The sequence below is a fragment of the Paraburkholderia franconis genome, from assembly GCF_009362735.1.
GTDB lineage: Bacteria > Pseudomonadota > Gammaproteobacteria > Burkholderiales > Burkholderiaceae > Paraburkholderia > Paraburkholderia franconis.
The window spans coordinates 153,283-179,533 of sequence record NZ_WHNP01000014.1; the positions used below are offsets into that span (position 1 = coordinate 153,283).

Here is a 26,251-nt window from a genome sequence, read left to right on the forward strand (position 1 = left end):
CCAAATTGTCGAAAATCTTTCCGGGCCGCTCCCGCCGCAATTCTGTCTTGCGGGAACACGCCAGCGCGGGCCTTTGTCGAACCCGCGCGCCTCGTTGCTGACGCAGTGCGTCAGCCAGTGTCTCGCTTGCTTCAGCGCCAGGCGAGCGCGATCCAGTACGTCTTGAGAGCGATGAGGTAAGTCACGAGCAGCGGAATCCACCGTACATCGTGATACCAGAATGCGATGGCAATAAACATCGCAATCGTTGTCCCCATCTTGAGTGCTTCACCGATCATCCAGCTCATCACCGTTTCGGCGCCACTCAACTTCTTAAGACGTGCCGCGAACAATGCGCTCGGCACCCAGCAAATCGCTCCTCCCAGGAAGGCTGACAGCGCAGCATCGCCCGGCGGCTTGTAGAACAGCCACCACAACAGCGTCGCACCCAGGGACAAAACCATTTGCGCAATCACGACCTTGAACGGTGTAACGCGCGATGGACGACTCACGTTCGGACCGAACAGTTTTTCGGCCTCGGCCCGTGTGAGCGGAACGATATTGTTATCTTGCTGCTCGGCATCCCACGCGTCGTCACGCGTTGCGCTCTGACCGCCGGACGTTTGCGAACCGGTGCGATCTTCGCGGTGTTCGTCGTGCCGTTGTTGCGGCGTTTGGTTCGACGCTTTGACCGCCATCGCAGTGTTCCGCAAAGTCCTGTTCAGCCCGCGAGCTTTCGCACCGCTTACGGGGTTGCCTAGCAAATAAATCCGGGCGATTGTAAGCGATAGTTGCAGGCAATTCAAGACTTTAGCCCAACCAATAACCGGCATGAAATGGCGCTTCATGATGCGGGAAAACGCCCCTTTTCATGCGGTGGGACTGCAAATGTAAGGCGGTCGCGACAGACCGGGAAATGACGCTGGAATTGTGTACGAGCACAAGGTTGCGAGCGCATTTTCGTCGCTCGCACAAGTGTCAAAAATGCAACAGAAGCCACCCGCCGACGACCCCGCTCACGACCCAGAACGGAACCGAAAACAGGTGGAATTGCAGCCACATTCCGCGCTGTCCTGAAAGCCTCATTGCAATCAGATTCGCCAGCGAACCGATCGCAAATCCGAATCCACCGACACTGACTCCGAACGCCAATGCGCGCCAGTCTTTTGAGAACTCGGCCAACATGATCGCTGCTGGGACATTGCTGATGAACTGCGACAGTACCGCACTCGCGGTATAGGCTCGCAGCGGTGTCGTGAGATGCATTTGTCCGACGGCTTCGTGTACCCAAGGCAATGCTGCGACGCTTCTTAAGACAATGAACATGAACACGAAAATCAGCAGCAGAAGCCAGTCGATCTTCATGACGATTCGAGGCCGCCAGAAGATAAATCCGACGCCCACGCCGATCAGTCCGATACCTGGGCGATGCGCATCCGCGAGTAGGACAAACGCGGCGAACAGAAGCACGGCGACGCCAAGCAGCGAACGGTCGACGGGATGGGGCTCCGTGTCTTTCGACAAATCCAGGTCGACGCGCTTGAACGCGACTGCCGTCAGCACATACAGCATTGCCATCAGCGCGACACACAACGGCGCCAATACCAGCACGAATCCGGCGAACGAAACGCCGGTCGTCTGCCAAAGGAACAGATTCTGCGGATTGCCCAGCGGCGTGAGAACCGAACCGGCGTTCACCGCAATCGCAATGAAGATCACGAGCCGCTTCAACGGCAACGGCGTCAACTCGTTCAGCGACAACGCGAGCGGCACGACGACGAACAATGCGACGTCGTTCGTGAGCAACGTCGACAGTGCAGCCGCGAGCGCGATCAGCAGATAGGCCAGCCCTCGCTGCGAACGGATTCGATGAACAACGCGATGCGCGAGCCACATCAGGAATCCTGAATATTCGACGGCCTTCGTCAAAATCAGAAGCCCCGCGAGCGTCATCACCGTTTGCCAGTCGACCAGCGCAGGGAATGACGCCAACGAAAGCGGATGGAATATCTGCAGCGCGATCAATGCCACGACGAGCACGGTCAACACCGGCTCTTTCGCCGCATAGCGAATGACCGCGCGCAACAAATTTTGACGAGGCTTTAGCGCTCGTTCGGCAGCAGGCATCGGATGAATCTTTATGCAGCCGCTGCGCTGCCCCTCAAGCGGGCAAGAATGCCTTCGAGTGCGTCGAGATCGCCAAAGTCGACCAGCACCTGCCCTCGTCCGCGCCGTCCGAGCTTGATCTTCACCGTCGCGGCGAGCAGATCCGACAACTCCTCTTCGAGCCGACGCGTATCGCGGCCGCCGTCGTTATTCACCTTGGCCTTGACTGCGGGCGCGGCCTTCGTCGTCGTCGTGACCAGTTTTTCGGTTTCGCGCACCGACATCCGCTTGTTGATCACCTGATTCGCGAGCGTGATCTGCGTGGCGGCGTCGACGGCAAGCAATGCGCGCGCGTGACCCATGTCGAGGTCGCCGGCAAGCAGCATCGTCTGAACGGGCGACGCGAGATTCAGCAGGCGCAACAGATTCGACACTGCGCTACGCGAACGCCCCACCGACTCGGCCGCCTGTTCATGCGTGAAGTCGAATTCGTCGAGCAGACGCTGAATGCCCTGTGCCTCTTCCAGCGGATTCAGGTCTTCGCGCTGAATGTTCTCGATGAGCGCCATCGCGGCCGCAGCCTGATCGGGCACATCGCGGACCAGCACAGGCACCTCGTCCAGCCCGGCCAGGCGCGCGGCGCGAAAGCGTCGCTCGCCCGCGATGATTTCGAATTTTTCCGGCGAGATCGGACGTACCAGAATCGGCTGCATCAAACCCTGCGCACGAATGCTGGCTGCCAGCTCCTGCAATGCGCCCTCGTCCATTCGTGTCCGCGGCTGGTACTTGCCGGCCTGCATCTTGTCGAGCGGCAGCGTGTGCGGCGCACCGTTGATCTTGACGGCTTCCGTGAAGTCCGCGCTGCCGCCGAGCAACGCCTCCAGCCCTCTGCCCAAACCTTTCTTCCGTGCTACTGCGTTCATCGTGGTTCCTCGATCCGCTTTGGATGGATGGCGCTGCGTCATAGCGCACGCACCCGTTCGATCATTTCCGCGCCGAACTGCACATAAGCCTGCGCGCCGCGCGACGCACGGTCGAACACGACGCCCGGCAAGCCGTAACTCGGCGCCTCGGCAAGTCGTACGTTCCGCGGAATGACGGCGTCGAACACCTTGTCGCCAAAGTGCTCCTTCAGTTGTTCCGATACCTGCTGCTGCAGCGTGATACGCGGATCGAACATCACGCGCAACAAGCCGATCACCTTCAGGTCACGGTTCAGGTTCGCGTGAACCTGCTTGATGGTATTGACGAGATCCGACAGGCCTTCGAGCGCGAAGTATTCGCATTGCATCGGAATCACGACGCCGTGCGCGGCGCACAGGCCGTTCAGCGTCAACAGCGAAAGCGCGGGAGGGCAATCGATCAGAACGAAGTCGTATTCCGCCACCACGTGCGCCAGCGCCTCTCTGAGCTGGTGCTCGCGATTCTCCATGCTGACGAGCTCGACTTCTGCACCCGCCAGTTCGCGATTGGCAGGCACTACGTCATACGAAACGGCTTCCGACTTCACGCGCGCATCGGCGACCGACACGCCGTCGACCAGCACTTCGTAAACCGTGTTCTCGCAAGCGGCCTTGTCGATGCCGCTACCCATGGTGGCGTTGCCTTGCGGATCGAGATCGATGAGCAGGACCCGCTGTCCCTGCGATGCGAGGCTCGCGGCGAGATTGACCGCGGTCGTTGTTTTGCCGACTCCACCCTTCTGGTTCGCAACGCAGAAGATTTTTGCCATCTTTTTAGTGTCCCTTTGCAGCCGGTTTAGTGAGATTTCGATTTGATCATCAGCCTACGGCGACTTCGACCAGATGCCGTTCGGCATCCAGCGATGGCACTTTGAGACGAATCACCTGCTTGACATGCGCGCCCTCAGGCAAACCCTTGATTTCTCCGTCGGGTCGCACGCCCTTCATCGCCCAGATGGCTCCGTTATCCGCGACGAGGTGACGGGCCAGTGTAACGAAATCCGCGAGTTCTGCGAATGCGCGCGAGACGATCACATCAAATTTTCCCGGGACTTCGACGCCCGGTCTCAGGCTTTCGACCCGCCCCGTGACGACCGACAGGTTTGCGAGGCCCAACTCGGCCTTTGCTTGCGACTGGAAGGCCGACTTCTTCTGGACGATATCGTTGACGGTGACCGACCAACCGGGAAAGACGATAGCCAGCACGATGCCGGGCAAGCCGCCACCCGAACCGACATCCAGTATCGACGACGGCCCGAGGCTGGTGAGATGCGGAACGATAGAGAGCGAATCCAGGATGTGCTGAATCAGCATTTGCCGCGGATCGCGGATTGCCGTCAGGTTGTAGACGGTGTTCCACTTTCCCAGGAGCGTGACGTAATCGAGCAGTTTGCTCTGCTGCTCGGCGCTCAGGTCGATGCCCAGTTCACGCGTGCCTTTTTCCAGGAGGCCGGCGAGCGCGTCGCGGCCAGCCATCGTATTGAAACGCGCCGTCATTGAGCCACCGTCGTGCTGTCGTTGCCAGCGTCGGCGGGCTTTTGCGAACGGCGGCCGAGGCCGCGCTTGAGATGGACCATCAGTAGCGAAATAGCGGCCGGCGTAACCCCCGAAATACGTGAAGCCTGACCGATCGTTTCGGGGCGGAACTGCATCAGCTTCTGACGCACTTCGAACGACAGTCCCCGGACTTCGGCGTAATCGAGGTTCTCCGGCAATCGGGTATTCTCCTGCGCTTCGTTTCGCTCGATCTCCCCCGCTTGCCGCTCGATGTAGCCCTGATATTTGACGCCGATCTCGATCTGTTCCTTGATCTGCGCGAGCAGCACTTTGTCGTCAGCAAGCGGCTCGACCGGGCCGCAGGTGCCCTCCCGCAGACCGCAAACGCCGTCGTACGAGACGCCCGGGCGACGCAAAAGATCGGCGAGGCTGTATTCGTGGTCAATGGGCTTGCCGAGCAGCGCAGTCGCTTCCTCAGACGAAAGCGTCTTTGGGTTGACCCACGTTGTCCGCAAGCGCTCTGTTTCACGTGAAACAGCGTCGCGCTTGCGGCTGAAAGCGTCCCAGCGGATGTCATCCACAACGCCAAGCTCGCGCCCAATCTCTGTCAGACGCATGTCTGCGTTGTCTTCACGCAGGCTCAGTCGGTACTCCGCGCGGCTTGTGAACATCCGATACGGCTCGGAAACTCCGCGCGTCACCAGATCGTCTACCAGCACGCCCAGATACGCCTGGTCGCGGCGCGGCGTCCATGCTTCCCTGCCTTGGACGTACAAGCCAGCGTTAATGCCCGCAAGCAGCCCTTGTGCAGCCGCTTCCTCGTAACCCGTCGTTCCGTTGATCTGACCGGCGAAGAACAGACCGTTGATCACCTTCGTCTCCAGCGAGGCCTTCAGTCCGCGCGGATCAAAGTAGTCGTATTCGATCGCATAGCCGGGACGAAGGATGTGTGCTTGCTCCAGGCCGACCATTGAGCGAACCAGCTCGAGCTGGACGTCGAACGGCAGGCTCGTCGAAATGCCGTTCGGGTAGAACTCGTTGGTAGTCAGCCCTTCCGGCTCCAGGAAGATCTGGTGCGATTCCTTCGATGCAAACCGGTGAATCTTGTCCTCAATCGACGGACAGTAGCGCGGCCCAACGCCTTCGATCACGCCGGTGTACATCGGCGAGCGGTCCAAACCGCTGCGGATGACGTCGTGGGTCTGTGCGTTCGTATGCGTGACCCAGCATGGCACTTGGCGCGGGTGCTGCTCGACGCGCCCGAGGAACGAGAAAACGGGGATCGGATCGAGGTCGCCAGGCTGCTCTTCCAGCTTCGAAAAATCGATGGTACGCCCGTCGATGCGCGGCGGTGTGCCCGTCTTGAGACGGCCTTGTGGCAGCTTCAGCTCTTTTAGACGCGCCGACAGCGACACCGCGGCAGGATCCCCTGCCCGTCCACCGGTGTAGTTGTTGAGCCCAACGTGAATCTTCCCGTCCAGGAAAGTGCCGGCTGTCAAAACCACTGCACGCGAGCGGAAGCGGACGCCAACCTGCGTCACTGCACCCACGACACGATTGCCTTCGACCATCAGATCATCGACGGATTGCTGGAAAAGCCAAAGATTCGGCTGATTTTCGAGCCGCCGACGGATCGCCGCCTTATACAGCACGCGGTCGGCCTGTGCACGGGTCGCCCGGACTGCCGGACCCTTCGATGAGTTAAGAATGCGGAACTGAATGCCGCCTTCGTCGGTTGCAGCCGCCATCGCGCCGCCGAGCGCGTCGACCTCTTTCACCAAATGGCCCTTGCCAATGCCGCCGATCGACGGATTGCAGCTCATTTGACCGAGGGTTTCGATGTTGTGCGTCAGCAGGAGCGTCTTGTTGCCCATGCGTGCGGATGCCAAAGCGGCTTCCGTGCCGGCATGACCGCCGCCAACGACGATTACGTCAAACTCTGTGGGATAAAGCATCGCAGATCTCACGCCGGACCCGCCGTGAGCCTTCAAGAAAAATATATGGGCGAAATTATAGCGGGTTCGCTTTTGACACGAATTTCGTCCAAAGGGCATAGGAATAAAAAACGGCGTGTTTCACGTGAAACACGCCGCTCGTTTGACAGCCAAACCGCCAAAAATTCCTTCCCTACGCTACCTTTTTCGTAAGACCGAGATAAGTTTCGATCACGCGTGGGTTCTGGGCCAGCGCGTCTGCTGCGCCCTCCAGTGCCAGCTCGCCGGTTTCCAGCACGTAGCCATAGTCCGAAATTTGCAGTGCGGCGCGGGCATTCTGCTCAATCAGAAGTGTCGCAACGCCCGTTTGCCGCAGCGCGCTGATGATGTGGAAAATCTCCCTCACAATCAGCGGCGCCAAGCCGAGGCTCGGCTCGTCCAGCATCAATAAGTCCGGCTTGCCCATTAGCGCGCGGCTAACGGCCAGCATCTGCCGCTCCCCGCCTGACAGCGTTCCCGCCGCCTGCTTGCGACGCTCCTTCAAGCGCGGGAAAAGTTCGAACACGGGTTCAAGCTGATCCAGATAGTTTCGATCGCCGGCGCGCTTGCGACGATACGCGCCAAGCACGAGATTGTCCTCGACCGTCATCGTCGCGAATAACTCGCGCTTCTCCGGCACGAGACACATGCCGCGCGCCACTCGTTTTTCGACGGGTACGGCGCTCACGTCTTCGCCGAGATACGTGATTGCGCCCTTTGCGTGACCCGTCGGCGGCAGCGCGCCCATGATCGCGTTGAGCAGCGTCGACTTTCCCGCGCCGTTCGGCCCGATCACCGTAACGATCTGACCGGGACGCACGGCAATCCTTGCGTTGTGCAGCGCTTCGACCTTCCCATAGCGGACCGACAGGCTGTTCACTTCGAGAATCGGCTGCGCCGCGGCTTGTTTCGTCGTTTCGTTCTCCATCACTCCACCCCGCCCAGATAGGCTTCCAGCACGGCTGGATCATTCTGCACATCTTGCGGAAGCCCTTCCGCGATCCGCGTCCCAAATTCCATCACGACCAAACGGTCAGTGAGATTCATCACGAAGTCCATATCGTGTTCGACGAGCAGCACGCTCATGCCCTCCTCGCGCAGCTTGCGCAGCAACGATGCCAGTTGTTGCTTTTCCTGATAACGCAGGCCCGCCGCAGGCTCATCGAGCAACAGAAGCGTCGGGTCGCAGCAAAGCGCACGCGCAATCTCCAGGATCCGCTGTTTGCCGAGAGCGAGACTGCCCGCTTCGTCGTACATGTGCTCTTCGAGACCGACGCGCCGGATCTGCCGGGCGGCTTCCGCCATCAGACGCGCCTCCTCCGCAGCATTCAGGCGCGCCACGCTGCGCCACACGCCGGCGTGTCCACGCAGATGCGCGCCGATAGCGACGTTCTCCAGCACGGTCATGCCCGGCAGCAGCTTCACGTGCTGAAACGTCCGTCCGATGCCGCGTTTGACAATTTCACGTGAATTCAGCTTGTCGATACGTTCGCCGCGGAACGTAATCGCACCGCTCGTCGCTTGCAGCACGCCCGTGACCAGATTGAACGTCGTCGACTTGCCCGCGCCATTCGGGCCGATCAGGCCGATGATCTGCCCCGCCATTACATCGAAGCTGACGTCGTTCACCGCCACTAGGCCACCGAACTGCTTGCGTGCCCTGTCGACGACGAGCAGCGCCTCGCCCGCCGTCGGCTTGCTGCGCTGCGGCAACGCGTCCGCGTGATCAGGCACGTGCGCGTGCGGGCCGCGAGGGAAGATTCGCGCGACGAACGGCCACACGCCCCGGCGAGCGTACTGAAGCAGCAGCACCATCAGAATGCCGAAGACGATGATTTCGAAGTTGCCATTCTCGCCAAGCAGTTTGGGCAGCAGCGTCTGCAGATAGTCCTGGAGCACGGTCAGAATGGCCGCGCCTAGCACTGCGCCCCAGACGTGCGCGACGCCGCCCACCACGGCCATGAACAGAAACTCGATGCCGTGGTTGAGACCAAAAGGCGTCGGGTTCACTGCGCGCTGCAAATGCGCGTACAGAAAGCCCGAGATTGCCGCCAGCACCGCCGCATAGACGAAGATCACCACGCGCATCCACGCGGTATTGACGCCCATCGCCTCCGCCATCAGCCCGCCGCCACGCAGCGCGCGGATCGCGCGCCCCGGACGGCTATTAAGCAAGTTCTGAACAGACACCACTGCGCCGAGCACGACGATCCAGATCAGGTAGTAAATATGCCGGCCGGATTCGAGGTTGACGCCGAGCACATTCAGCACCGGAATGCCGTTGATCCCGTCGTATTTGCCGAGCATCTCCATGTTGCCGAACAGGAAGAACAGCGCGAGGCCCCACGCGATCGTCCCGAGCGGCAGAAAATGCCCCGACAGCCGCATCGTCACAGCCCCGAGCAGCAACGCGATCAAAGCCGTCAGGACGACGCCAGCGATTAGCGCAAGCCACGGCGACACGCCGAGCTGCGTCGTCAGATACGCGGTCGTATAGGCGCCGACGCCGACGAATGCCGCCTGCCCGAAGCTCGTCATTCCGCCGATTCCTGTCAGCAGTACGAGACCGATCGCAACGATCGAGTAAAGGCCGATGTAGTTGAGCAGCGTCACCCAGTACTCGGGCACGCGGATCGGTTGCGGCAGCACGGGCAACGCGAACATCACCACGAGAAACAGCCAGAAGAACTTGTTTTGCATGATGCGCTTCATCGCGTCACTCCTCCTCTTCTTCCGCATGCGGGCTGGCGAGACTCCGCCAGAGCAGCACCGGAATGATCAGCGTGAACACGATCACTTCCTTGTACGAGCTGGCCCAGAACGACGAATACGACTCCAGCAACCCGACCAGTATCGAACCTGCCGCAGCCAGCGGATAACTGACCAGCCCGCCGATAATCGCCCCGACAAAGCCCTTCAGGCCGATCAGGAAGCCCGAGTCGTAGTAGATCGTGGTCAGCGGCGCGACGAGAATCCCGCACAGCACGCCGAGGCCTGCCGCGAGCGTGAACGCGAGTCGCCCGGCCTGCGTCGTGCCGATGCCGACGAGCCGCGCGCCGAGCCGGTTCACCGACGTCGCGCGCAACGCCTTGCCCGAGATCGAGCGGTCGAAGTACACGTACAGCACGCCGATCAGCACGACGGCCACGCCGACCACCCACACGCTCTGCCCCGAGATCGACATGCTGCCGACGTTGAACGTGGCATCCGTGAACGCGTTGGTGCGCGAGCCTTCCGCGCCGAACATCACGAGCCCGAGGCCGACCATCGCAAAATGCACGGCCACCGACACGATCAGCAGCAACAGCGTCGTCGCTTCGGCAACAGGCTCGTATGCGAGGCGATAGACGAACGGCCCCATCGGCACGACGATCAGCAGCGTCAATGCGATCTGCTCGATCATCGGCAGCGGCTGCATGAACACGCCGCGCGTGATCGCATAGACAGCGACAGGAAACAGCAGATACTTGCCGGCCAGCGTCACCAGCGTACGTGCAGCATGACGCCGCCGCTCCGCATGCCGAGCCATGCCGATCACTTCGATGACGAAGCATGCAAGCCCCATCGCCATCAGCAGCCAGCAGGTCGCGGGAAGCTTCTGCGTCTGCAACGCGGCAAGCGTCAGCGCACCGTACGAAACGAACTCCCCTTGCGGGATGAAAATGGCGCGCGTCACGGAGAACACCAGCACCAGCGCGAGCGCGAGCAATGCGTAGATCGCGCCCGTCGTGATGCCGTCCTGCGCGAGGATCGCCGCAATTGATAGATCCATACTTCCTCGTCCTGGAACGTCGAAATCGAAACTGAGAAACAGAGAGAACCGCTGTGAGAACCGGCTGAACGACCACCCGCCGCGAAGCAAAGCCGCCCTTCATAAAACAACTGCCGCGCCTGGGAAAACGACGCGGCAGAGCTTGCCATTGTTATCGATCAGAAATGGCCGCGTGACTTAAGAGACGTCCTGCTGGCCCATTGCCACGCGTTGCGAGCGATGCGCACCTTCTTAATCGTTCTGAAGTTTCCACTTGCCATTGGAGATTTCGACGATCACACGTGCGCGCTTGTCGAGACCGTTGTGGTCGGTGGCGGTCGTGTTCATGATGCCGTGCGCGAGTGGCAAATCCTTGACGTTCTCCAGCGCGTCGCGCAGCGCGACGCGGAATGCTTCCGTGCCCGGCTGGCCCTTCTTCAGCGCCTCGGGAATCGCACGCTGGAGCATCTGGCCTGCATCCCACGCATGGCCGCCAAACGTCGCGACGGAGCCTGCGCCATACGCCTTCTCATAGGCGTTCTTGTACGCCTCCGACGATTTCTTCACCGGATTCGAATCGGGCAGCTGATCGGCGACGAGGATCGGGCCTGCGGGCAGCAATTCGCCTTCGCAGTCCTTGCCGCACACGCGCAGGAAGTCGTTATTCGCAACGCCATGCGTCTGATAGATCTTGCCCTTGTAGCCACGCTCTTTCAGCGCCTTCGCCGGCAGTGCCGAAGGCGTGCCCGAGCCCGCGATCAGCACGGCATCCGCATTCGATGCAACGATCTTCAGCACCTGCCCTGTCACCGATGCATCGGTGCGGTTATAGCGCTCGTTGGCCACGAGCTTCAGATGATGCGCGCTCGCTGCCTGGCTGAACACCGTGTACCAGTTCTCGCCATACGCATCCGCGAAGCCGATGAACCCCACTGTCTTCACGCCGTGCTTTTCCATGTAGTCGGCGATTGCATCGGCCATCAAGCCATCGTTTTGCGGCGTCTTGAATGCCCATGTGCGTTTCCCGTCCATCGGCGAAATGATGGCAGCCGATGCCGCGAGCGAAATCATCGGTGTCTTGCCTTCGGCGATCGGGTCGAGCATTGCGAGCGAATTCGGCGTCACCGTCGAGCCGATGATCGCATCCACATGGTCTTCGTCGATCAGCTTGCGCGTGTTCTGCACTGCGCGGCTCGTATCCGATGCGTCGTCGAGCACGATGTATTGCACGCTCTTGCCTGCGATCTCCTTCGGCAGCAACGCAATCGTGTTCTTCTCGGGGATGCCTAGCGATGCGGCCGGTCCCGTCGTCGACAGCGTGACGCCGATCTTCACTTGCGCCATCGCTCCCGTCGCGCCGCAAACGAGCGCCATTGCAATTGCGGAACGGACCCACTTCTTTGTCGTTTTCATTGCATGTCTCCAAACGCTTTAAATGCGTGTCGTAATCCAGTTCGAGAACTGGGTAACTGAATCTAGTTATCGGGTATAAGCCTGCCAAGCATGGTTTTCCCTGCTCGTTGCAATTGAGTCAAACCCAGGCTTTACCGCTTTAGTTGTCTCTCCCCTGTGGATCAGGGTGAAGCTGCACTGCTTTATTCGATTCATCTCACGTGCAATAAAAAAGACGCGTCAACTGCCCGCGTCTTTTTTGAATGAATTCGAATTCGTTAATTCGCCTCGTTCAATCGGAAGCAAGCTTCCATTTGCCGTCGACGATTTGCACCATCACGCGCGCCCGCTGATCGAGACCCGCGTGATCACTCGCGCTCATGTTGAAGATGCCGTGCGAGCCCGGCATGTCCTTCGTGCTTTCGAGCGCGGCACGCAGTGCTTCACGGAATTGCGGCGTGCCCGGCTGACCCTTTTTCAATGCGACGGGAATCGCACGTTGCAGCAGCAGGCCGGCGTCCCATGCATGGCCACCGAAAGTCGAAACCGAACCTGCGCCATTCGCGCTTTCATAAGCGTGCTTGTACGCGAGCGATGCCTTCTTCACGGGATTCGAATCGGGCAATTGATCGGCGACGAGCAGCGGACCCGCAGGCAGATACGTGCCTTCACAGTCCTTGCCGCAGACGCGCAGGAAATCGTTGTTCGCGACGCCATGCGTCTGATAGTACTTGCCCTTGTAGCCACGCTCGCGCAGCGTCTTCTCCGGCAGCGCGGCCGGCGTGCCCGCGCCGGCGATCAGCACGGCATCCGGGTTCTGCGACATCATCTTGAGCACCTGGCCCGTCACCGACGCATCGTTGCGCGCGAAACGTTCACTCGTGACGACCTTGATCTTCGCGAGGTCGGCGGCCTTGCCGAATTCCTTGAACCAGCTCTCGCCATACGCATCCGCGAAACCGATGAAGGCCACCGTCTTCACGCCGTGATTCGCCATATGCTGAGCAATGGCCGTCGCCATCAGGATGTCGTTCTGTGGCGTCTTGAAGACCCACGAGCGCTTTGCATCCATCGGTTCGACGATCGATGCGGCCGCAGCCATCGAGATCATCGGCGTTTGCGTTTCGTTCGCGATATCGATCATCGCTAGCGAGTTCGGCACGACAGTCGAGCCGATCAGCGCGTCGACGTGATCTTCACTGGTGAGCTTGCGGGCGTTCTTGACGGCTTGCGTCGAATCGGTTGCATCGTCGAGCACGATGTAGTCGATTTTCTGGCCCGCAATTTCCTTCGGCAGCAATGCACTGGTGTTCTTCTCCGGAATGCCGAGCGAGGCCGCCGGCCCCGTTGCCGACACTGTCATGCCGATTTTCACGTCCGCCCATGCCGCGCCGCTGTACGTTGCGCACACGCCTGCCGCGACCAGTGCCGCGCTGATCCAACGCAATGCCGACTTCATTCCGCTCCTCTATGCCCCGATGTTCGAGTTGATTCGAATACGTTGAAATGCCGACCCGATGGTCAGCGAATGGCGAGTGTAGCGGACGCATACTACGCGCGACAAGCGGTTTGAAGGCTTTGAATCTTTGGGAGAAATGCAGCGGAGAACGCGTGCGGAAGCGCCACAATTACAATGCGGCGCGAGCGAAGCATGCGTTATTAAAGCGATCGATTTGGGATGGGGAAAGTAAAAAGCGCTGTTGGACTAGATCCAACAGCGCTTTTGTATGGGCACTGAGTGCCTCATTGTCTCCTCGTTCTCCACCTGCAAAATTCGGTGCATCAGAACTGTGTGAAGATTAAACGGGGACTGTTACACGGGCAACTAGCATTTACCCTAGTGGTGCAGCGCCGCACAAAATTGGGGCGGGTTCTTGTAGTTTCGCTTCGTTTTCCGCGCAAATGACCTGCTTTATGCGACTGATTTGGATATCGAACCAATTTCACAGCCGCTCAGGCCCGCAACGGTTTGAAGCGCTGAACGATCTCGCCGACGATACCGCGCCTGAACGCCAGCACGCAGAGAATGAAGATGATCCCCATCACGATCGTCGCGGACTCGCCGAGCGAATGAAACCAGTCGACCCCCGTCACCGACGCAATTGCACCACCGATATCGCCGAGCCGGTCCTCTAGCGCGACGATCAGCGCGGCGCCCAGCAGCGGCCCGAACAGCGTGCCCATGCCGCCTACCAGCGTCATCAGCACGACGAGTCCCGACATCGTCCAGTACGCGTCGCCGAGCGTTTCGAAGCCGAGCACCAGCACCTTCAGCGCGCCCGCAAGACCTGCGAGGCCCGCGGACAGAACGAACGCGAGCAACTTGAAGCGGTTAGTGTCATAGCCCAGCGAGATCGCACGCGGCTCGTTCTCCTTGATCGCGATCAGCACCTGCCCGAACGGCGAATGCACGATGCGCACGATCAGCAGAAACGCCAGCACCATCACGACGAGCACGATGAAGTACAGCGTCAGATCCGACGAAAGGCTCAGCGCGCCGAACAGCTTGCCGCGCGGCACGCCTTGCAGGCCGTCTTCGCCGTGCGTGAACGGCGCTTGCAGGAAGACGAAGTAGACCATCTGCGCAAGCGCGAGCGTCACCATCGCGAAGTAGATGCCCTGCCGGCGAATCGCGAACAGGCCGACGACCAAACCCAGCAACGTCGCCGCCGCCGTGCCCGCGATCACGCCGAGCTCGGGCGACAGGCCGACCGTCTGGATCGCGTAGCCGGTGATATAGCCGGCCGTCGCCAGGAACATTGCATGGCCGAACGACAGCAGGCCCGTATAGCCGATCAGAAGATTGAATGCGGCCGCGAACAGCGCAAAGCACAGCACCTTCATCACGAACACGGGGTACGCACCGACGAACGGCGCAGCGATGAGCGCGATCAGCAGCAAACTGTAGAGCGCTTTTCTCTGCATCATTTTTCCTTGCCGAAGAGACCTGCCGGACGCACGAGCAATACGAGCGCCATGATCACGAAGACCACGGTCGCCGACGCTTCCGGATAGAACACGCGCGTGAACCCTTCGATCACACCGAGCAGCAGGCCCGTGAGGATCGAGCCCATGATCGAGCCCATCCCGCCGATCACGACGACGGCGAACACGGTAATGATCATCGGCTGGCCCATCAGCGGCGAAACCTGGATCACGGGCGCGGCGAGCACCCCCGCAAACGCGGCCAGCGCGACGCCGAAGCCGTACGTCAGCGTGACCATCATCGGCACATTCACGCCGAATGCCTCGACGAGCTTCGGGTTCTCCGTGCCCGCGCGCAGGTACGCGCCGAGGCGCGTCTTCTCGATCACGAACCAGGTCGCGAAGCATACGATCAACGACGCGACGACCACCCACGCGCGATAGTTCGGCAGGAACATGAAGCCGAGATTGGTTGCGCCCTCAAGCGCCGACGGCACGTCGTACGGCTGCCCCGACGAGCCGTAGATCGAACGGAACACGCCTTCGACGACCAGCGTGAGACCGAACGTGAGCAGAAGGCCATAGAGGTGATCGAGCTTGTACAGCCAGCGCAGCATCGAGCGCTCGATCAACACGCCGAACAGCCCGACGATCAGCGGCGCAAGGACGAGCATCACCCAGTACGGCAGACTGAAATATGACAGCCCCATCCACGTGAGCATCGCACCTAGCATGAACAACGCGCCGTGCGCGAAATTGATCACGTTGAGAAGGCCGAAGATCACCGCCAGTCCCAGACTCAGGATCGCGTAGAACGAACCGTTCACGAGTCCGAGCAGCAGCTGGCTGAGCATCGCCGGTAGCGGAATGCCAAAGATATCCATTGAAGCCGTCGTCAAAGTGAAAGCGGCATGCACGCGTCAGGCCCATAAAAGGCCCGACACGTCCAGCACGCAGAACATCGACGCCTGCTTCGTCTACATGAACGAGACGGGCAGGCGCTCCTCGGCGCCGCTTACTTCCACAGTGCGCAGCGCGTTTCCTGCTTTGTCGTAAAGGCCTGTTCCCCCGGAATCGTGGCGGTGATCCTGTAGTAATCCCACGGCTCTTTCGACTCGGCCGGCGTCTTCACCTGCATCAGGTACATGTCGTGGATCATGCTGCCGTCCTGACGGATGTAGCCCTTTGCATAGAAGTCGTCGATCTTCTGCTTCTTCAGCTGCGCCATCACCTTGTCGGCGTCCGTCGAACCGACCGTCTGCACCGCCTTCAGGTAGGTCATCGTCGCCGAATAGTCGGCCGCCTGCAGGCTCGACGGCATCTTCTTCATCTTGTCGAAGTAGCGCTGCGCCCACTTGCGCGTGGTCGCGTCCTTGTTCCAGTACCAGCTGTCCGTCAGCACGAGGCCCTGCGTCGTTTCGAGGCCGAGGCTGTGGATATCGTTGATGAAGATCAGCAGCGCGGCGAGCTTCATCGACTTCGTGATGCCGAATTCCTTCGCGGCCTTGATCGCGTTGATCGTGTCGCCGCCCGCGTTCGCGAGGCCGAGAATCTGCGCCTTCGACGCTTGCGCCTGCAACAGGAACGACGAGAAGTCCGATGCCGACAGCGGGTGACGCACCGCGCCGAGCACCTGGCCGCCATTGGCCTTCACGACGTCGCTGGTCGCCTTTTCGAGCGCCTTGCCGAACGCGTAGTCGGCCGTCAGGAAGTACCAGGTCTTGCCGCCCTGCTTCGTTACGGCCGAGCCGGTGCCCTTCGCGAGCGCCGTCGTGTCGTACGCATAGTGAATCGTGTACGGCGTGCACTGCTCGTTCGTGAGCGTATCGGCACCCGCGCCGATGCTGATGTACGCCTTGTGCTTCTCGGCCGCGACCTGGTTCATCGACAGACCCGTCGCCGAGTTCGTGCCGCCGATCAGCAGGTCGACGCCATCGCGGTCGAACCATTCACGCGCGCGCGAAGCGGCGATGTCGGCCTTGTTCTGGTGGTCCGCATACACGACCTGGATCGGCTTGCCGTTCACCTTGCCGCCGAAATCCGCCACTGCCATGCGAATCGCTTCGAGACCGCCCTGCCCGTCGATGTCGGCATAAAGACCCGACATGTCGGTGATGAAACCGATCTTCACTGCATCATCGGCAGCCCGCGCACTGCCCGTCGTCAATGCGACGCTTGCGGCCGCCGCAAAACAGATTGACGCGAGTCGCGCGAGTGTCTTCCTTTTCATTACTGTCTCCTTCGTTCTGCGTTGTGGTTGTCAGAGGCAATCAGGTGCTTACACCCCGAGCAGATCGTGCAGCACGGGCATTTTGCTTTCGAGCTCCTTGGCTTCGAAGTGCTCGACGATGCGTCCATGCTCCATAACATAGAAACGATCGGCGAGCGGCGCGGCAAAGCGAAAGTTCTGTTCGACCATGACGATCGTGTAGCCGCGCGCCTTCAGCGTCACGATCATGCGTGCGAGGGCTTGCACGATCACAGGCGCAAGACCCTCGGAGATTTCATCGAGCAACAGCAGGTTCGCGCCCGTACGCAGAATGCGCGCGACAGCGAGCATCTGTTGCTCGCCGCCCGACAGACGCGTGCCCTGGCTCATCCGCCGTTCCTGGAGATTGGGAAACATCTGGTAGATCTCGTCGATCGACATCATCAACGACTTGTCGCCGACGGGCGGCGGCAGCAGCAGATTTTCTTCGCACGACAGGCTCGAAAAAATGCCGCGCTCCTCAGGGCAATAACCGACGCCGCAATGCGCAATTCGATGCGTCGGCATCGAAATCGTTTCGCGCCCGCCGACGCGGATCGAGCCCGTGCGGCGCCCCGTCAGGCCCATGATTGCGCGCAGCGTCGTGGTGCGGCCGGCGCCATTGCGGCCGAGCAGCGTGACGACTTCGCTGCGGCTCACGGTCAGATCGACGCCATGCAGAATATGCGATTCGCCGTACCACGCCTGCAAGCCGGCGATTTCCAGCGCCGGTTCGCCGCTCACCGTACTGACTGCCGTGTTTTCCTGTTCGCTCACTGTGCTCATGCATGCGCTCCGGCGAGCGCCGCGTCCGCACTGCCCATATAGGCTTGCATGACGAGCGGATTCTTCGAGACTTCCGCGTACGTGCCTTCGGCGAGCACCTCGCCGCGTTGCAGGACGGTAATCGTGTCGGAGATGCCGGCAATCACATTCATGTTGTGTTCGACCATCAGGATAGTGCGACCGCTCGATACTTTTTTGATCAGCGCAGTCACGCGGTCGACGTCTTCGTGACCCATGCCTTGCGTCGGTTCATCGAGCAGCATCAGTTCAGGTTCCATCGCGAGCGTCGTCGCGATTTCGAGCGCGCGCTTGCGGCCATACGACAGTTCGACGGTGCGCACATCGGCGAAATCGGTCAGACCGACCTGCGTCAGCAAATCGATTGCGCGATCATCGAGTTGACTCAACGTGCGCTCGCTCTTCCAGAAATGAAATGCCGTGCCCAGCTGACGCTGCAAGCCGATGCGTACATTCTGCAATGCAGTCAGATGCGGAAATACAGCAGAAATCTGGAATGAACGGATGATGCCGCGGCGCGCGATTTGTGCCGGACGCTCGCCCGTAATGTCGACGCCGTTAAAGACGATCTGACCCGCAGTGGGCACGAGAAATTTGGTGAGCAGATTGAAGCAGGTGGTCTTGCCCGCACCGTTCGGCCCGATAAGCGCGTGGATAGAACCGCGCTTCACGCGAAGGTTCACACTGTTGACTGCGGTAAAACCCTTGAACTCACGTGTGAGCCCGCGCGTTTCGAGTATCGTATCGCCGAGAATCATGTTCCCTTCCATGCGAAGTAAGGCGAAGCACTACCGCGTTTTATTTCGCGCGACGATTCGGCGCGACTGTTCATTGGCAAAGACATCCCCGAGCCAATCGTGGCGTGGTGCACCAACGCGGACGGTCATCCATGCCGCACCACGCAGCATGGGTGCCATTGTCTCGCCAATGATGCAGCGCAATCATTGGGATTTGCACTTAGTGTTTAATGCGACCTTTGCCGAATGAAACGTTAAACGTTGCGTGTCATGCAACGGACATCGTAGACGCGGCATGCGTTTCGATCGTGACAGCGTCTCTTCGTGCGCGACGGTCGGCGCGAATCATGTCGCTCGCGCGCTCCGCAATCATCAATGTCGGCGAGTTCGTGTTGCCCGATGTGATGGTCGGCATCACAGATGCATCCACGATGCGCAGTCCTTCGACACCCAGCACGCGCAGGCGGCTGTCAACGACTGCGCCCGGGTCATCGGCCGTGCCCATGCGGCACGTGCCGACAGGATGGAAGATGGTCGTGCCGACATTGCCCGCCGCGATCTGCAATTCCTCCTCGGTCTGAAACTGGATGCCGGGCAAGATTTCTTCTGGCCTGTATCGCTTCAACGCAGGCGCTGCCGCGATACGGCGCGTCAGACGCAACGCATTGGCGGCCACATGACGGTCGTAATCCGTCGACAGATAATTTGGCGCGATCAACGGTGGCGCATGCGGATCGCGCGACTCGATGTGAATGCTGCCGCGCGACGTGGGCCGCAAATGACACACGGATGCCGTGAACGCATTGAAGCGATGAAGCGGCTCACCGAACTTGTCGAGCGAAAGCGGCTGCACGTGATACTCGAGGTCGGGACGCGTGAGCAGTCTGTCGTCGACATCGGACTTCGCGAACGCACCGAGCTGCGATGGCGACATTGACATCGGCCCGCTCTGCATCAACAGATACTGCAGGCCGATCATCATCTTGCCCCACCAGTGCGCCGAGGCCGTGTTCAACGTGCGCACGCCGTGCACCTTGTAGGCCATGCGCAACTGCAAATGGTCCTGAAGATTTTCGCCGACGCCGCGAAGATCATTCACGACTTCGATGCCCAGATTCTGCAAACGCGCGCCGTTACCGACGCCCGACAGCTCGAGCAGTTGCGGTGAGTTCACCGCGCCCGAACTCATGACGACTTCTATGCGCGCCTTCGCGAAGTACTCGACATTGTCGCCGCGATAGTCGACACCGACGCAGCGCTTGCCTTCGAACACGACGCGCTGCGTGTGCGCGCCCGTGATGACGGTGAGATTCGGCCGCTTCATCGCGGGCCGCAAAAACGCCTTCGACGCATTCCAGCGAATGCCGCGCTTCTGGTTCACATCGAAGTAACCGACGCCCGTGTTGTCGCCGCGATTGAAATCGTCGGTGGCGGGAATGCCCGTTTCCTGCGCGGCTTCGGCGAACTTCTCCAGGATCTTCCATTTGAGGCGCTGCTTTTCGACGCGCCATTGACCACCCGCGCCGTGAAATTCGTTCGCGCCGCCGTGGTGATCTTCGCTGCGCCTGAACACGGGCAACACGGCATCCCACGACCACGACGCATCGTTCGTCACTCGCGCCCATTCGTCGTAGTCTTCGCGCTGACCGCGCATGTAGATCATGCCGTTGATCGACGAGCAGCCGCCCAATACGCGGCCGCGTGGATAGGACAGCGCGCGTCCGTTGAGTCCGGGTTCCGCGCACGTTTTATAGAGCCAGTCAGTGCGCGGATTGCCGATGCAATAGAGGTAGCCGACGGGCACATGAATCCAGTGGTAATCGTCTTTGCCGCCTGCCTCGAGCAGCAGCACTGTGACGTCGGGATCTTCGCTCAGGCGATTGGCAAGCACACAGCCTGCCGTGCCCGCGCCGATAATGATGTAATCGAACTCGCCTTCGAGTTTTCTTGCACTCGTTGCGCTCGTTGCGCGCGATTCTGCTGTCGTGCTCACCCTTGTCTCCTTCGCATGGCCACGTTGCATGGCATCTCATTGCGGTTTGGGCATTCGGTGTGTCTCGTGCTTTCTTCTTCTACATTGCTGCGTGGCATTGCCCTCGAACGAAGGCAATGCCTTTGCTCTGTTATTGCACTGAAGCCGCCTTACTTCGCGACGGGCATCGTGAACTCAGCGCCCTTCGCGATGCTGTCCGGCCAGCGCTGCATCACGCTCTTGTAGCGCGTATAGAAGCGCACGCCTTCTTCGCCATAGGCATGGTGATCGCCGAACAGCGACCTCTTCCAGCCGCCGAACGAGTGCCACGCCATCGGCACGGGAATCGGCACATTGATGCCGACCATGCCGATCTGAATCTGCCGCGAAAACGCGCGCGCGACGCCGCCATCCGACGTGAAGCACGACACGCCGTTCGCGAACTCGTTCTTGTTGATCAGCTCGACGGCGGAAGCGAAATCGGGCACGCGCACGACGCACAACACCGGACCGAAGATCTCTTCGCGATAGATCTTCATATCGGTCTTCACGTCGTCGAACAACGTGCCACCAAGGAAGAAGCCCTTCTCGTGACCAGCCACCTGATGACCGCGTCCATCGACGACGAGTTTTGCGCCCGCCTCGATACCCGCATCGATATAACCCGACACCTTCTGACGATGCGCCGCCGTGACGAGCGGACCCATCTCGGCTTCGGCTTCCATGCCGTTCATGATCTTCAGCGACTTCACGCGCGGCGTGAGCTTCTCGATCAGTTCGTCCGCGATATGGCCGACCGCGACGGCCACCGAAATCGCCATGCAGCGCTCGCCAGCCGAACCATAGGCCGCGCCGATCAGCGCATCGACAGCTTGATCGAGATCGGCATCCGGCATCACGACGAGGTGATTCTTTGCGCCGCCCAGCGCCTGCACGCGCTTGCCGTGCTTCGTGCCTTCCGTGTAGATGTATTCGGCAATCGGCGTCGAGCCCACAAACGACAGCGCGCTCACGTCGGGATGAGCAAGCAGCGCATCGACGGCCACCTTGTCGCCATGCACGACGTTGAATACGCCGTCCGGCAAGCCTGCTTCCTTCAGCAGTTCAGCAAGACGGTTCGACGCCGAAGGATCGCGTTCAGACGGCTTCAGCACGAACGTATTGCCGCACGCGATCGCGACGGGGAACATCCAGCACGGCACCATCATCGGGAAGTTGAACGGCGTGATGCCCGCGACGACACCCAGCGGCTGACGCAGATTCCAGTTGTCGATGCCGCCGCCGATCTGATCGGAGAAATCGGTCTTTAGCAGATTCGGAATGCCGCACGCGAATTCGACGATCTCGATGCCGCGCATCACTTCGCCCTTCGCATCGGAGAACACCTTGCCGTGCTCGCGCGTAATCAGTTCGGCGAGCTCGTCGTGGTGACGGTCGAGCAATTCCTTGAACTTGAAGAGCACACGTGCGCGCTTGATCGGCGCCGTTTCGCTCCATGCGGGAAACGCGGCTATAGCGGCGGCGACGGCCGCATCCACTTCGGCGACGCTCGCGAGCGGCACGCGCGACGTCACGTCGCCCGTCGCCGGATTGAATACGTCGCCGAAGCGCTGGCTCGTGCCATCGACGGGACGGCCGTTGATCATATGCGTCAGCGCGCGCGCTTGCGCCCGGGTCTGGTCGGTCTCGCTCATGATGTCTCCTGGTCTCATGAAAGTCGTGCTTTTGATAGTCGATGCTGCGATGCAATGAATGCGGCTCGTCACGTCATCATCCAAGCGTAATCGGCAAACGCCCTGCGAATCCAATGAGTAATGCTCAACTGCGATATAAGGCGCGTTAATATCAGCGGATGGACCTGACCTTGCTGCGCGCATTCGCAACGGTCGCGCGAGAAGGCAATCTGACGCGCGCGGCGGCACAATTGCATCTGACCCAGCCGGCCGTCAGCCTGCAGATCAAGAATCTGCAGGCTGCGCTGGGCGTGACGCTGTTTACGCGCACGTCGCATGGGCTGGCGCTCACGCGCGACGGACAGGCGCTGCTGCCGCACGCCGAACGCGCGCTCGCGGCCGCCGGCGACGTCGAACGCGCGGCCGCCACGCTGCGTCAGGAAGTGCGCGGGCGCCTGCGCATCGGCACGATACTCGACCCGGCGTTTCTGCGGCTCGGCGGCTTTCTGAAGCAACTCGTCGAAACATGGCCGCATATCGAAACGCAGTTGCGGCATGGCATGTCGGGCTGGGTGCGCGATCAGGTGCGGGCGGGCGAATTGGACGTCGGCTACTACATCGGCCAGCCCGCCGACGACGAAGCACGCGACGGCGCGATCTTCCACGCTGTCACGCTGACGCACTTTCAATATCGTGTGCTCGCGCCCGCCGGCTGGAAGGATCGCGTGAAAAGCGCGCGCGACTGGCGCGCGCTCGCCGCGCTGCCGTGGATCTGGACGCCGCCCGCGTCCGCGCACAACCGGCTGCTCACGCGCCGCTTCGCCGAAGCGGGCGTCAAGCCGATCAAGGTCGCCGAAGTGGACCAGGAACCGTCGATGCTCGATCTCGTCAAATCCGGCGTCGGGCTCACGCTTGCGCGCGATTCGACCGCGCTCGCCGAAGCGCACGCACATGCGCTGACAATCGTCGAAGGCGTGACGGTGCCCACGGAACTGACGTTCATCACGCTCGCCGCGCAAATGGACGAACCGGCGATTGCCGCCGCGTTAAAGCTGATCGAACAGCAGTGGTCGACCTGAGCAGCGAGCGCATGAAGGCACACGACCAGCCGCATCTCGCGATAGATATCAGCCGACCTCATGACACTGCGGCATTTTCAGCGTCTTTGCGCACCAATTGAGCACCCGTCAGGCGCTGTGGCCTTTAACTCCATCGTCATGAGCTTTTTGCTAGATTGACGCTTTGCCGTTTTCCCACTGTTCCTGGAATCCGCTTCAAATCCTGCTTCAAACCCCTTTTGGCTCTAACGGGCCTCTGACGATCGGCGGGCGCACTCAGATCATCGAGGCAGGCGGTCCCGTCGTCAGAAGCCGTTCACGCTCACCTTCCGACAGGAGCTTCACATGGCACGCAACATCGAAATCAAGGCCCGCGCCCAGCAGTTCGAGCAGCTTCGTGAGCGCGCCGCAGCGCTTTCGCCTGACGCTCCGCTGATTTTCCGCCAGCAGGACTTCTTCTACGACGTGCCGCGCGGCCGTCTGAAGCTGCGCCAGTTCGACGACGGCACGCCCGCCGAGCTGATCTTCTATCAGCGCGACGACCGCGACGGCCCGAAAGCGTCGTACTACACGCGCAGCCCGGTGACGAACCCCGAAGCGATGCACTCGCTGCTCGCCACCGCGCTCACGACGCGCGGGATCGTCACGAAGGAGCGCCACGTCTATATCGTCGGACGCACGCGGATTCATCTGGATCGGGTGGATGGTCTGGGCGATTTCGTCGAGCTCGAAGTCGTGCTCGCGCAGGATGACGACGAAGAAGGCGGCGAGGCCGAAGCACACGAGATGTTCGCAAGGCTCGGCGTGCCGGAATCGGATCTCGTCGCGATCGCCTATGTCGATATGCTGAATCAGGAGCCGCTAAAGGCCGCCTGATCCGCGCAAGACACGCCGGTCAGGCGGCTGGCGCGCCCGGCGCCAGATGACCGAGCGGCAGCGGGCCGTTGCGCTTGAACGTCGTGAGCACGATGTTCGAGCGCACGCTGTCGACGCCCGGCACGCGCATCAGCTTCTTCATCACGAACGACGACAGCGCGTTCAGATCCGGCGCCACGATGCGCAGCAGATAGTCCGCATCGCCGACCACGGCGTGACATTCCAGCACCTCGGGCAGCACGTCGATCTGCTGCTGAAACTGCTCGATGATCGAATCGCCGTGATGCTTCAGCTTCAGGCTCGTGAATGCCGTCACGCCGAGCCCGAGCTTTTCTGGCCGCAGGACGACGCGATAGCCGTCGACCACGCCGATCGCCTCGAGCCGCTGCAAGCGCCGCCCGATCTGCGACGGCGACAGCGGCACCTGTTCGCCGAGTTGCTGATGTGTCGCGCGCCCGAAGCGCTGCAGCACGTCGAGAAGCGCCAGATCGAAGTGATCGAGCTCTACCATGTGATTTCTCCGCATCGTTTAGCCATTCGATGCACGATTATCGCATTCCAAAGCCATATCGCGCCGAAGCTGCGCCCTTTCCGCGCCCTGCCCGCTCTACACTCGCACGATCCAATTTCCCGATCGAAGCAGCCAGCAAGCCATGTCCGTCCCGAACACCGCGAAACTCAAGGAGCAATTCGACGCCGGCCTCGAAACCCGTGCGGACTTCACCATCGACCAGCCGATGCATCGCTACGGCGCGGTCGATCACGCGGTATGGAAGCAGCTTTACACTCGGCAGACGGCGCTGCTCAAGGGGCGAGTCTGCGACGAGTTCCTGGAAGGCGTGGCGCGCCTGAATCTGTCGCCGGAAAGCGTGCCGTCATTCGATGCGATCAACGAGCAGTTGATGCCCGCGACCGGCTGGCGAATCGTCGCTGTGCCGGGCCTCGTGCCGGATCAGGTGTTCTTCGGGCATCTGGCGAACCGCCGCTTTCCCGTCACATGGTGGATGCGCCGCCCCGACCAGCTCGACTATCTGCAGGAGCCCGACTGCTTTCACGATCTGTACGGCCATGTGCCGCTGCTGATCAACCCCGTTTTCGCCGATTACATGCATGGATACGGCCGCGCCGCCCTTGCCGCGCACGATGCTAACGCGTTGCCGCTGCTCGCGCGCCTCTACTGGTACACGGTCGAATTCGGCCTGACCCGCGATGCCGCGAGCCCGAACGGCGTGAAGATCTACGGCGCGGGGATCGTGTCGAGCAAGGGCGAAACACTCTACAGCCAGCAAAGCGACGCGCCGAACCGCATCGCGTTCGACCTCGAGCGCGTGATGCAGACGCAATACAGGATCGACACGTTCCAGAAGACCTACTTCGTCATCGACGATTTCTCGCAGCTGTTCGACGTCGCGCGCACCGATTTCGCGCCGCTGCTGGCCAGGCTCGCCGACGCAACGCCGTTTCCGGCGGGCGAAGTGCGCGCGACGGATCGTGTCATCACGCGCGGCACGGGCGAAGGCTGGGCGACGGACGGCGACGTCTGACGCGGCGCGCTGCAGTTCACATTCAACCGTGAAAAAATAGAACGAATCCGCACGTGGGCGCTGCGCCGACGCGTACGGTCTCAACAGGTGACACGATGACGATCCAGAAACTTTCTTCCGATGAACGCGCGACACAGATCGCGCAACTGAACGGCTGGCAGAACGTCGAAGGCCGCGACGCGATCACGCGGCAATTCAGGTTCGCCGACTTCAATGAAGCATTCGGCTTCATGACGCGCGTCGCGATCAAGGCGCAGGCGATGGACCATCACCCCGAGTGGTTCAACGTCTACAGCAACGTCGAGATCACGCTGTCGACGCACGATGCCAACGGCGTCACCGAGCGCGATATTCGCCTCGCGCGTTTTATCGACGAAGTCGCCGGCGGGAAATAATGCGGAAGTGATGCGCAGAACGCTGATCCGAAGAAAGCGAACTACACTTAAAAATACGGATGAAAGCCAGAAGTGAAAGCATTTTGCAGGTCATCAGGCGACCAAACCTTCACTTCGTTAGGCCATTTTTAATGGACACGTAAGAATCCCACGCGGCGCGGGCAGTCTCGTCCAAACCTTCCTGCGTCAGCACGGTCTGACGCTGTACAATCATCAGCGCATACGGCTTGGAGAGCGCGCTTGCCTCCTTGCACAGAACGAGTTCGTCGCCGCTCGAAGGCGAGCGGGTACGCCAGAAATTGATCGCGGCTTCCAGTTCGTAGATCGTAATATCGGACATGGCTTGCTGATCTGTCGAA

24 protein-coding genes are annotated in these 26,251 nt (G+C 60.8%); 4 read left to right on the forward strand and 20 right to left on the reverse strand.

Annotated features, from left to right (window positions below):
• Positions 1-131 precede the first annotated feature (131 nt).
• The 18 genes from GCT13_RS17455 to GCT13_RS17540 all read right to left on the reverse strand — a co-directional run bounded on the left by GCT13_RS17455 (position 132) and on the right by GCT13_RS17540 (position 22,040).
• Positions 132-677, reverse strand: a complete 546-nt coding sequence (locus GCT13_RS17455; RefSeq protein ID WP_152760189.1) for an ATP synthase subunit I — start codon at positions 675-677, stop codon at positions 132-134.
• Between the two features lie 280 nt (positions 678-957).
• On the reverse strand, positions 958-2,106 hold the full coding sequence (locus GCT13_RS17460) for an SLC13 family permease (RefSeq protein WP_152760191.1): 1,149 nt from the start codon (positions 2,104-2,106) through the stop codon (positions 958-960).
• An 11-nt stretch (positions 2,107-2,117) separates the two neighbouring features.
• Complete coding sequence (locus GCT13_RS17465) at positions 2,118-3,008, reverse strand: ParB/RepB/Spo0J family partition protein (RefSeq protein WP_152760193.1); 891 nt, start codon at positions 3,006-3,008, stop codon at positions 2,118-2,120.
• Between the two features lie 38 nt (positions 3,009-3,046).
• Complete coding sequence (locus tag GCT13_RS17470; protein WP_152760195.1) at positions 3,047-3,817, reverse strand: ParA family protein; 771 nt, start codon at positions 3,815-3,817, stop codon at positions 3,047-3,049.
• A gap of 49 nt (positions 3,818-3,866) precedes the next feature.
• On the reverse strand, positions 3,867-4,544 hold the full coding sequence (rsmG, locus tag GCT13_RS17475) for a 16S rRNA (guanine(527)-N(7))-methyltransferase RsmG (RefSeq protein ID WP_152760198.1): 678 nt from the start codon (positions 4,542-4,544) through the stop codon (positions 3,867-3,869).
• A complete protein-coding gene (gene mnmG, locus GCT13_RS17480) occupies positions 4,541-6,499 on the reverse strand; it encodes a tRNA uridine-5-carboxymethylaminomethyl(34) synthesis enzyme MnmG (RefSeq protein WP_152760200.1) in 1,959 nt (652 codons plus the stop codon). The genes rsmG and mnmG overlap by 4 nt, the downstream gene beginning before the upstream one ends.
• 172 nt (positions 6,500-6,671) lie before the next feature.
• A complete protein-coding gene (locus tag GCT13_RS17485; RefSeq protein WP_152760202.1) occupies positions 6,672-7,445 on the reverse strand; it encodes an ABC transporter ATP-binding protein in 774 nt (257 codons plus the stop codon).
• Entirely contained in the window at positions 7,445-9,229 is a 1,785-nt protein-coding gene (locus tag GCT13_RS17490; protein ID WP_152760204.1) for a branched-chain amino acid ABC transporter ATP-binding protein/permease, read from the reverse strand. The genes GCT13_RS17485 and GCT13_RS17490 overlap by 1 nt, the downstream gene beginning before the upstream one ends.
• Before the next feature lie 4 nt (positions 9,230-9,233).
• Positions 9,234-10,289: a branched-chain amino acid ABC transporter permease gene (locus GCT13_RS17495; protein WP_152760206.1), complete on the reverse strand. Its 1,056-nt coding sequence runs from the start codon at positions 10,287-10,289 to the stop codon at positions 9,234-9,236.
• A 231-nt stretch (positions 10,290-10,520) separates the two neighbouring features.
• Positions 10,521-11,681, reverse strand: a complete 1,161-nt coding sequence (locus GCT13_RS17500; protein WP_152760208.1) for an ABC transporter substrate-binding protein — start codon at positions 11,679-11,681, stop codon at positions 10,521-10,523.
• Positions 11,682-11,952: 271 nt separating this feature from the next.
• Positions 11,953-13,119, reverse strand: a complete 1,167-nt coding sequence (locus tag GCT13_RS17505) for an ABC transporter substrate-binding protein (protein ID WP_152760210.1) — start codon at positions 13,117-13,119, stop codon at positions 11,953-11,955.
• Positions 13,120-13,613: 494 nt separating this feature from the next.
• The gene (locus GCT13_RS17510) at positions 13,614-14,585 is read right to left on the reverse strand and encodes a branched-chain amino acid ABC transporter permease (RefSeq protein ID WP_193727688.1); all 972 of its coding nucleotides are present in this window, start codon (positions 14,583-14,585) and stop codon (positions 13,614-13,616) included.
• Positions 14,585-15,469 (reverse strand): branched-chain amino acid ABC transporter permease, encoded by an 885-nt coding sequence (locus GCT13_RS17515; protein ID WP_152760214.1) that lies wholly within the window; start codon positions 15,467-15,469, stop codon positions 14,585-14,587. Before GCT13_RS17515 ends, GCT13_RS17510 begins: the two co-directional genes overlap by 1 nt.
• A 131-nt stretch (positions 15,470-15,600) precedes the next feature.
• On the reverse strand, positions 15,601-16,815 hold the full coding sequence (locus tag GCT13_RS17520; RefSeq protein WP_152760216.1) for an ABC transporter substrate-binding protein: 1,215 nt from the start codon (positions 16,813-16,815) through the stop codon (positions 15,601-15,603).
• Between the two features lie 48 nt (positions 16,816-16,863).
• Complete coding sequence (locus tag GCT13_RS17525; protein WP_152760218.1) at positions 16,864-17,619, reverse strand: ABC transporter ATP-binding protein; 756 nt, start codon at positions 17,617-17,619, stop codon at positions 16,864-16,866.
• Positions 17,616-18,395 carry an ABC transporter ATP-binding protein gene (locus GCT13_RS17530; protein ID WP_090870649.1) on the reverse strand — a complete coding sequence of 260 codons (780 nt, stop codon included), beginning with the start codon at positions 18,393-18,395 and terminating at the stop codon, positions 17,616-17,618. Before GCT13_RS17530 ends, GCT13_RS17525 begins: the two co-directional genes overlap by 4 nt.
• Positions 18,396-18,642: 247 nt before the next feature.
• Positions 18,643-20,367, reverse strand: coding sequence for a GMC family oxidoreductase (locus GCT13_RS17535; RefSeq protein WP_321574426.1), 1,725 nt, complete (start codon positions 20,365-20,367; stop codon positions 18,643-18,645).
• A 149-nt stretch (positions 20,368-20,516) separates the two neighbouring features.
• A complete protein-coding gene (locus GCT13_RS17540) occupies positions 20,517-22,040 on the reverse strand; it encodes a CoA-acylating methylmalonate-semialdehyde dehydrogenase (RefSeq protein ID WP_152760222.1) in 1,524 nt (507 codons plus the stop codon).
• Between the two features lie 158 nt (positions 22,041-22,198).
• On the opposite strand from GCT13_RS17540, the gene GCT13_RS17545 reads away from it, so the two are divergent.
• On the forward strand, positions 22,199-23,098 hold the full coding sequence (locus GCT13_RS17545) for a LysR family transcriptional regulator (RefSeq protein ID WP_152760224.1): 900 nt from the start codon (positions 22,199-22,201) through the stop codon (positions 23,096-23,098).
• A 324-nt stretch (positions 23,099-23,422) separates the two neighbouring features.
• Positions 23,423-23,953 carry a class IV adenylate cyclase gene (locus GCT13_RS17550; RefSeq protein WP_152760226.1) on the forward strand — a complete coding sequence of 177 codons (531 nt, stop codon included), beginning with the start codon at positions 23,423-23,425 and terminating at the stop codon, positions 23,951-23,953.
• Between the two features lie 19 nt (positions 23,954-23,972).
• Here the strand turns inward: GCT13_RS17550 and GCT13_RS17555 are convergent, their stop codons facing one another.
• On the reverse strand, positions 23,973-24,464 hold the full coding sequence (locus GCT13_RS17555; protein ID WP_087738562.1) for an Lrp/AsnC family transcriptional regulator: 492 nt from the start codon (positions 24,462-24,464) through the stop codon (positions 23,973-23,975).
• A 142-nt stretch (positions 24,465-24,606) separates the two neighbouring features.
• On the opposite strand from GCT13_RS17555, the gene phhA reads away from it, so the two are divergent.
• Together phhA and GCT13_RS17565 are read left to right on the forward strand one after the other, a co-directional pair.
• Positions 24,607-25,497 (forward strand): phenylalanine 4-monooxygenase, encoded by an 891-nt coding sequence (gene phhA, locus GCT13_RS17560; protein WP_152760228.1) that lies wholly within the window; start codon positions 24,607-24,609, stop codon positions 25,495-25,497.
• Between the two features lie 53 nt (positions 25,498-25,550).
• Positions 25,551-25,892, forward strand: coding sequence for a 4a-hydroxytetrahydrobiopterin dehydratase (locus GCT13_RS17565; protein WP_407670809.1), 342 nt, complete (start codon positions 25,551-25,553; stop codon positions 25,890-25,892).
• Between the two features lie 109 nt (positions 25,893-26,001).
• Here the strand turns inward: GCT13_RS17565 and GCT13_RS17570 are convergent, their stop codons facing one another.
• Entirely contained in the window at positions 26,002-26,232 is a 231-nt protein-coding gene (locus GCT13_RS17570; RefSeq protein ID WP_152760232.1) for a DUF3717 domain-containing protein, read from the reverse strand.
• Positions 26,233-26,251: the final 19 nt, after the last annotated feature.

Coding starts and splice junctions, on each gene's coding strand:
- GCT13_RS17455 (WP_152760189.1), bottom strand. CDS start 677: ATGGCGGTCAAAGCGTCGAACCAAACGCCGCAACAACGGCACGACGAA.
- GCT13_RS17460 (WP_152760191.1), bottom strand. CDS start 2,106: ATGCCTGCTGCCGAACGAGCGCTAAAGCCTCGTCAAAATTTGTTGCGC.
- GCT13_RS17465 (WP_152760193.1), bottom strand. CDS start 3,008: ATGAACGCAGTAGCACGGAAGAAAGGTTTGGGCAGAGGGCTGGAGGCG.
- GCT13_RS17470 (WP_152760195.1), bottom strand. CDS start 3,817: ATGGCAAAAATCTTCTGCGTTGCGAACCAGAAGGGTGGAGTCGGCAAA.
- rsmG (WP_152760198.1), bottom strand. CDS start 4,544: ATGACGGCGCGTTTCAATACGATGGCTGGCCGCGACGCGCTCGCCGGC.
- mnmG (WP_152760200.1), bottom strand. CDS start 6,499: ATGCTTTATCCCACAGAGTTTGACGTAATCGTCGTTGGCGGCGGTCAT.
- GCT13_RS17485 (WP_152760202.1), bottom strand. CDS start 7,445: ATGGAGAACGAAACGACGAAACAAGCCGCGGCGCAGCCGATTCTCGAA.
- GCT13_RS17490 (WP_152760204.1), bottom strand. CDS start 9,229: ATGAAGCGCATCATGCAAAACAAGTTCTTCTGGCTGTTTCTCGTGGTG.
- GCT13_RS17495 (WP_152760206.1), bottom strand. CDS start 10,289: ATGGATCTATCAATTGCGGCGATCCTCGCGCAGGACGGCATCACGACG.
- GCT13_RS17500 (WP_152760208.1), bottom strand. CDS start 11,681: ATGAAAACGACAAAGAAGTGGGTCCGTTCCGCAATTGCAATGGCGCTC.
- GCT13_RS17505 (WP_152760210.1), bottom strand. CDS start 13,119: ATGAAGTCGGCATTGCGTTGGATCAGCGCGGCACTGGTCGCGGCAGGC.
- GCT13_RS17510 (WP_193727688.1), bottom strand. CDS start 14,585: ATGCAGAGAAAAGCGCTCTACAGTTTGCTGCTGATCGCGCTCATCGCT.
- GCT13_RS17515 (WP_152760214.1), bottom strand. CDS start 15,469: ATGGATATCTTTGGCATTCCGCTACCGGCGATGCTCAGCCAGCTGCTG.
- GCT13_RS17520 (WP_152760216.1), bottom strand. CDS start 16,815: ATGAAAAGGAAGACACTCGCGCGACTCGCGTCAATCTGTTTTGCGGCG.
- GCT13_RS17525 (WP_152760218.1), bottom strand. CDS start 17,619: ATGAGCACAGTGAGCGAACAGGAAAACACGGCAGTCAGTACGGTGAGC.
- GCT13_RS17530 (WP_090870649.1), bottom strand. CDS start 18,395: ATGATTCTCGGCGATACGATACTCGAAACGCGCGGGCTCACACGTGAG.
- GCT13_RS17540 (WP_152760222.1), bottom strand. CDS start 22,040: ATGAGCGAGACCGACCAGACCCGGGCGCAAGCGCGCGCGCTGACGCAT.
- GCT13_RS17545 (WP_152760224.1), top strand. CDS start 22,199: ATGGACCTGACCTTGCTGCGCGCATTCGCAACGGTCGCGCGAGAAGGC.
- GCT13_RS17550 (WP_152760226.1), top strand. CDS start 23,423: ATGGCACGCAACATCGAAATCAAGGCCCGCGCCCAGCAGTTCGAGCAG.
- GCT13_RS17555 (WP_087738562.1), bottom strand. CDS start 24,464: ATGGTAGAGCTCGATCACTTCGATCTGGCGCTTCTCGACGTGCTGCAG.
- phhA (WP_152760228.1), top strand. CDS start 24,607: ATGTCCGTCCCGAACACCGCGAAACTCAAGGAGCAATTCGACGCCGGC.
- GCT13_RS17570 (WP_152760232.1), bottom strand. CDS start 26,232: ATGTCCGATATTACGATCTACGAACTGGAAGCCGCGATCAATTTCTGG.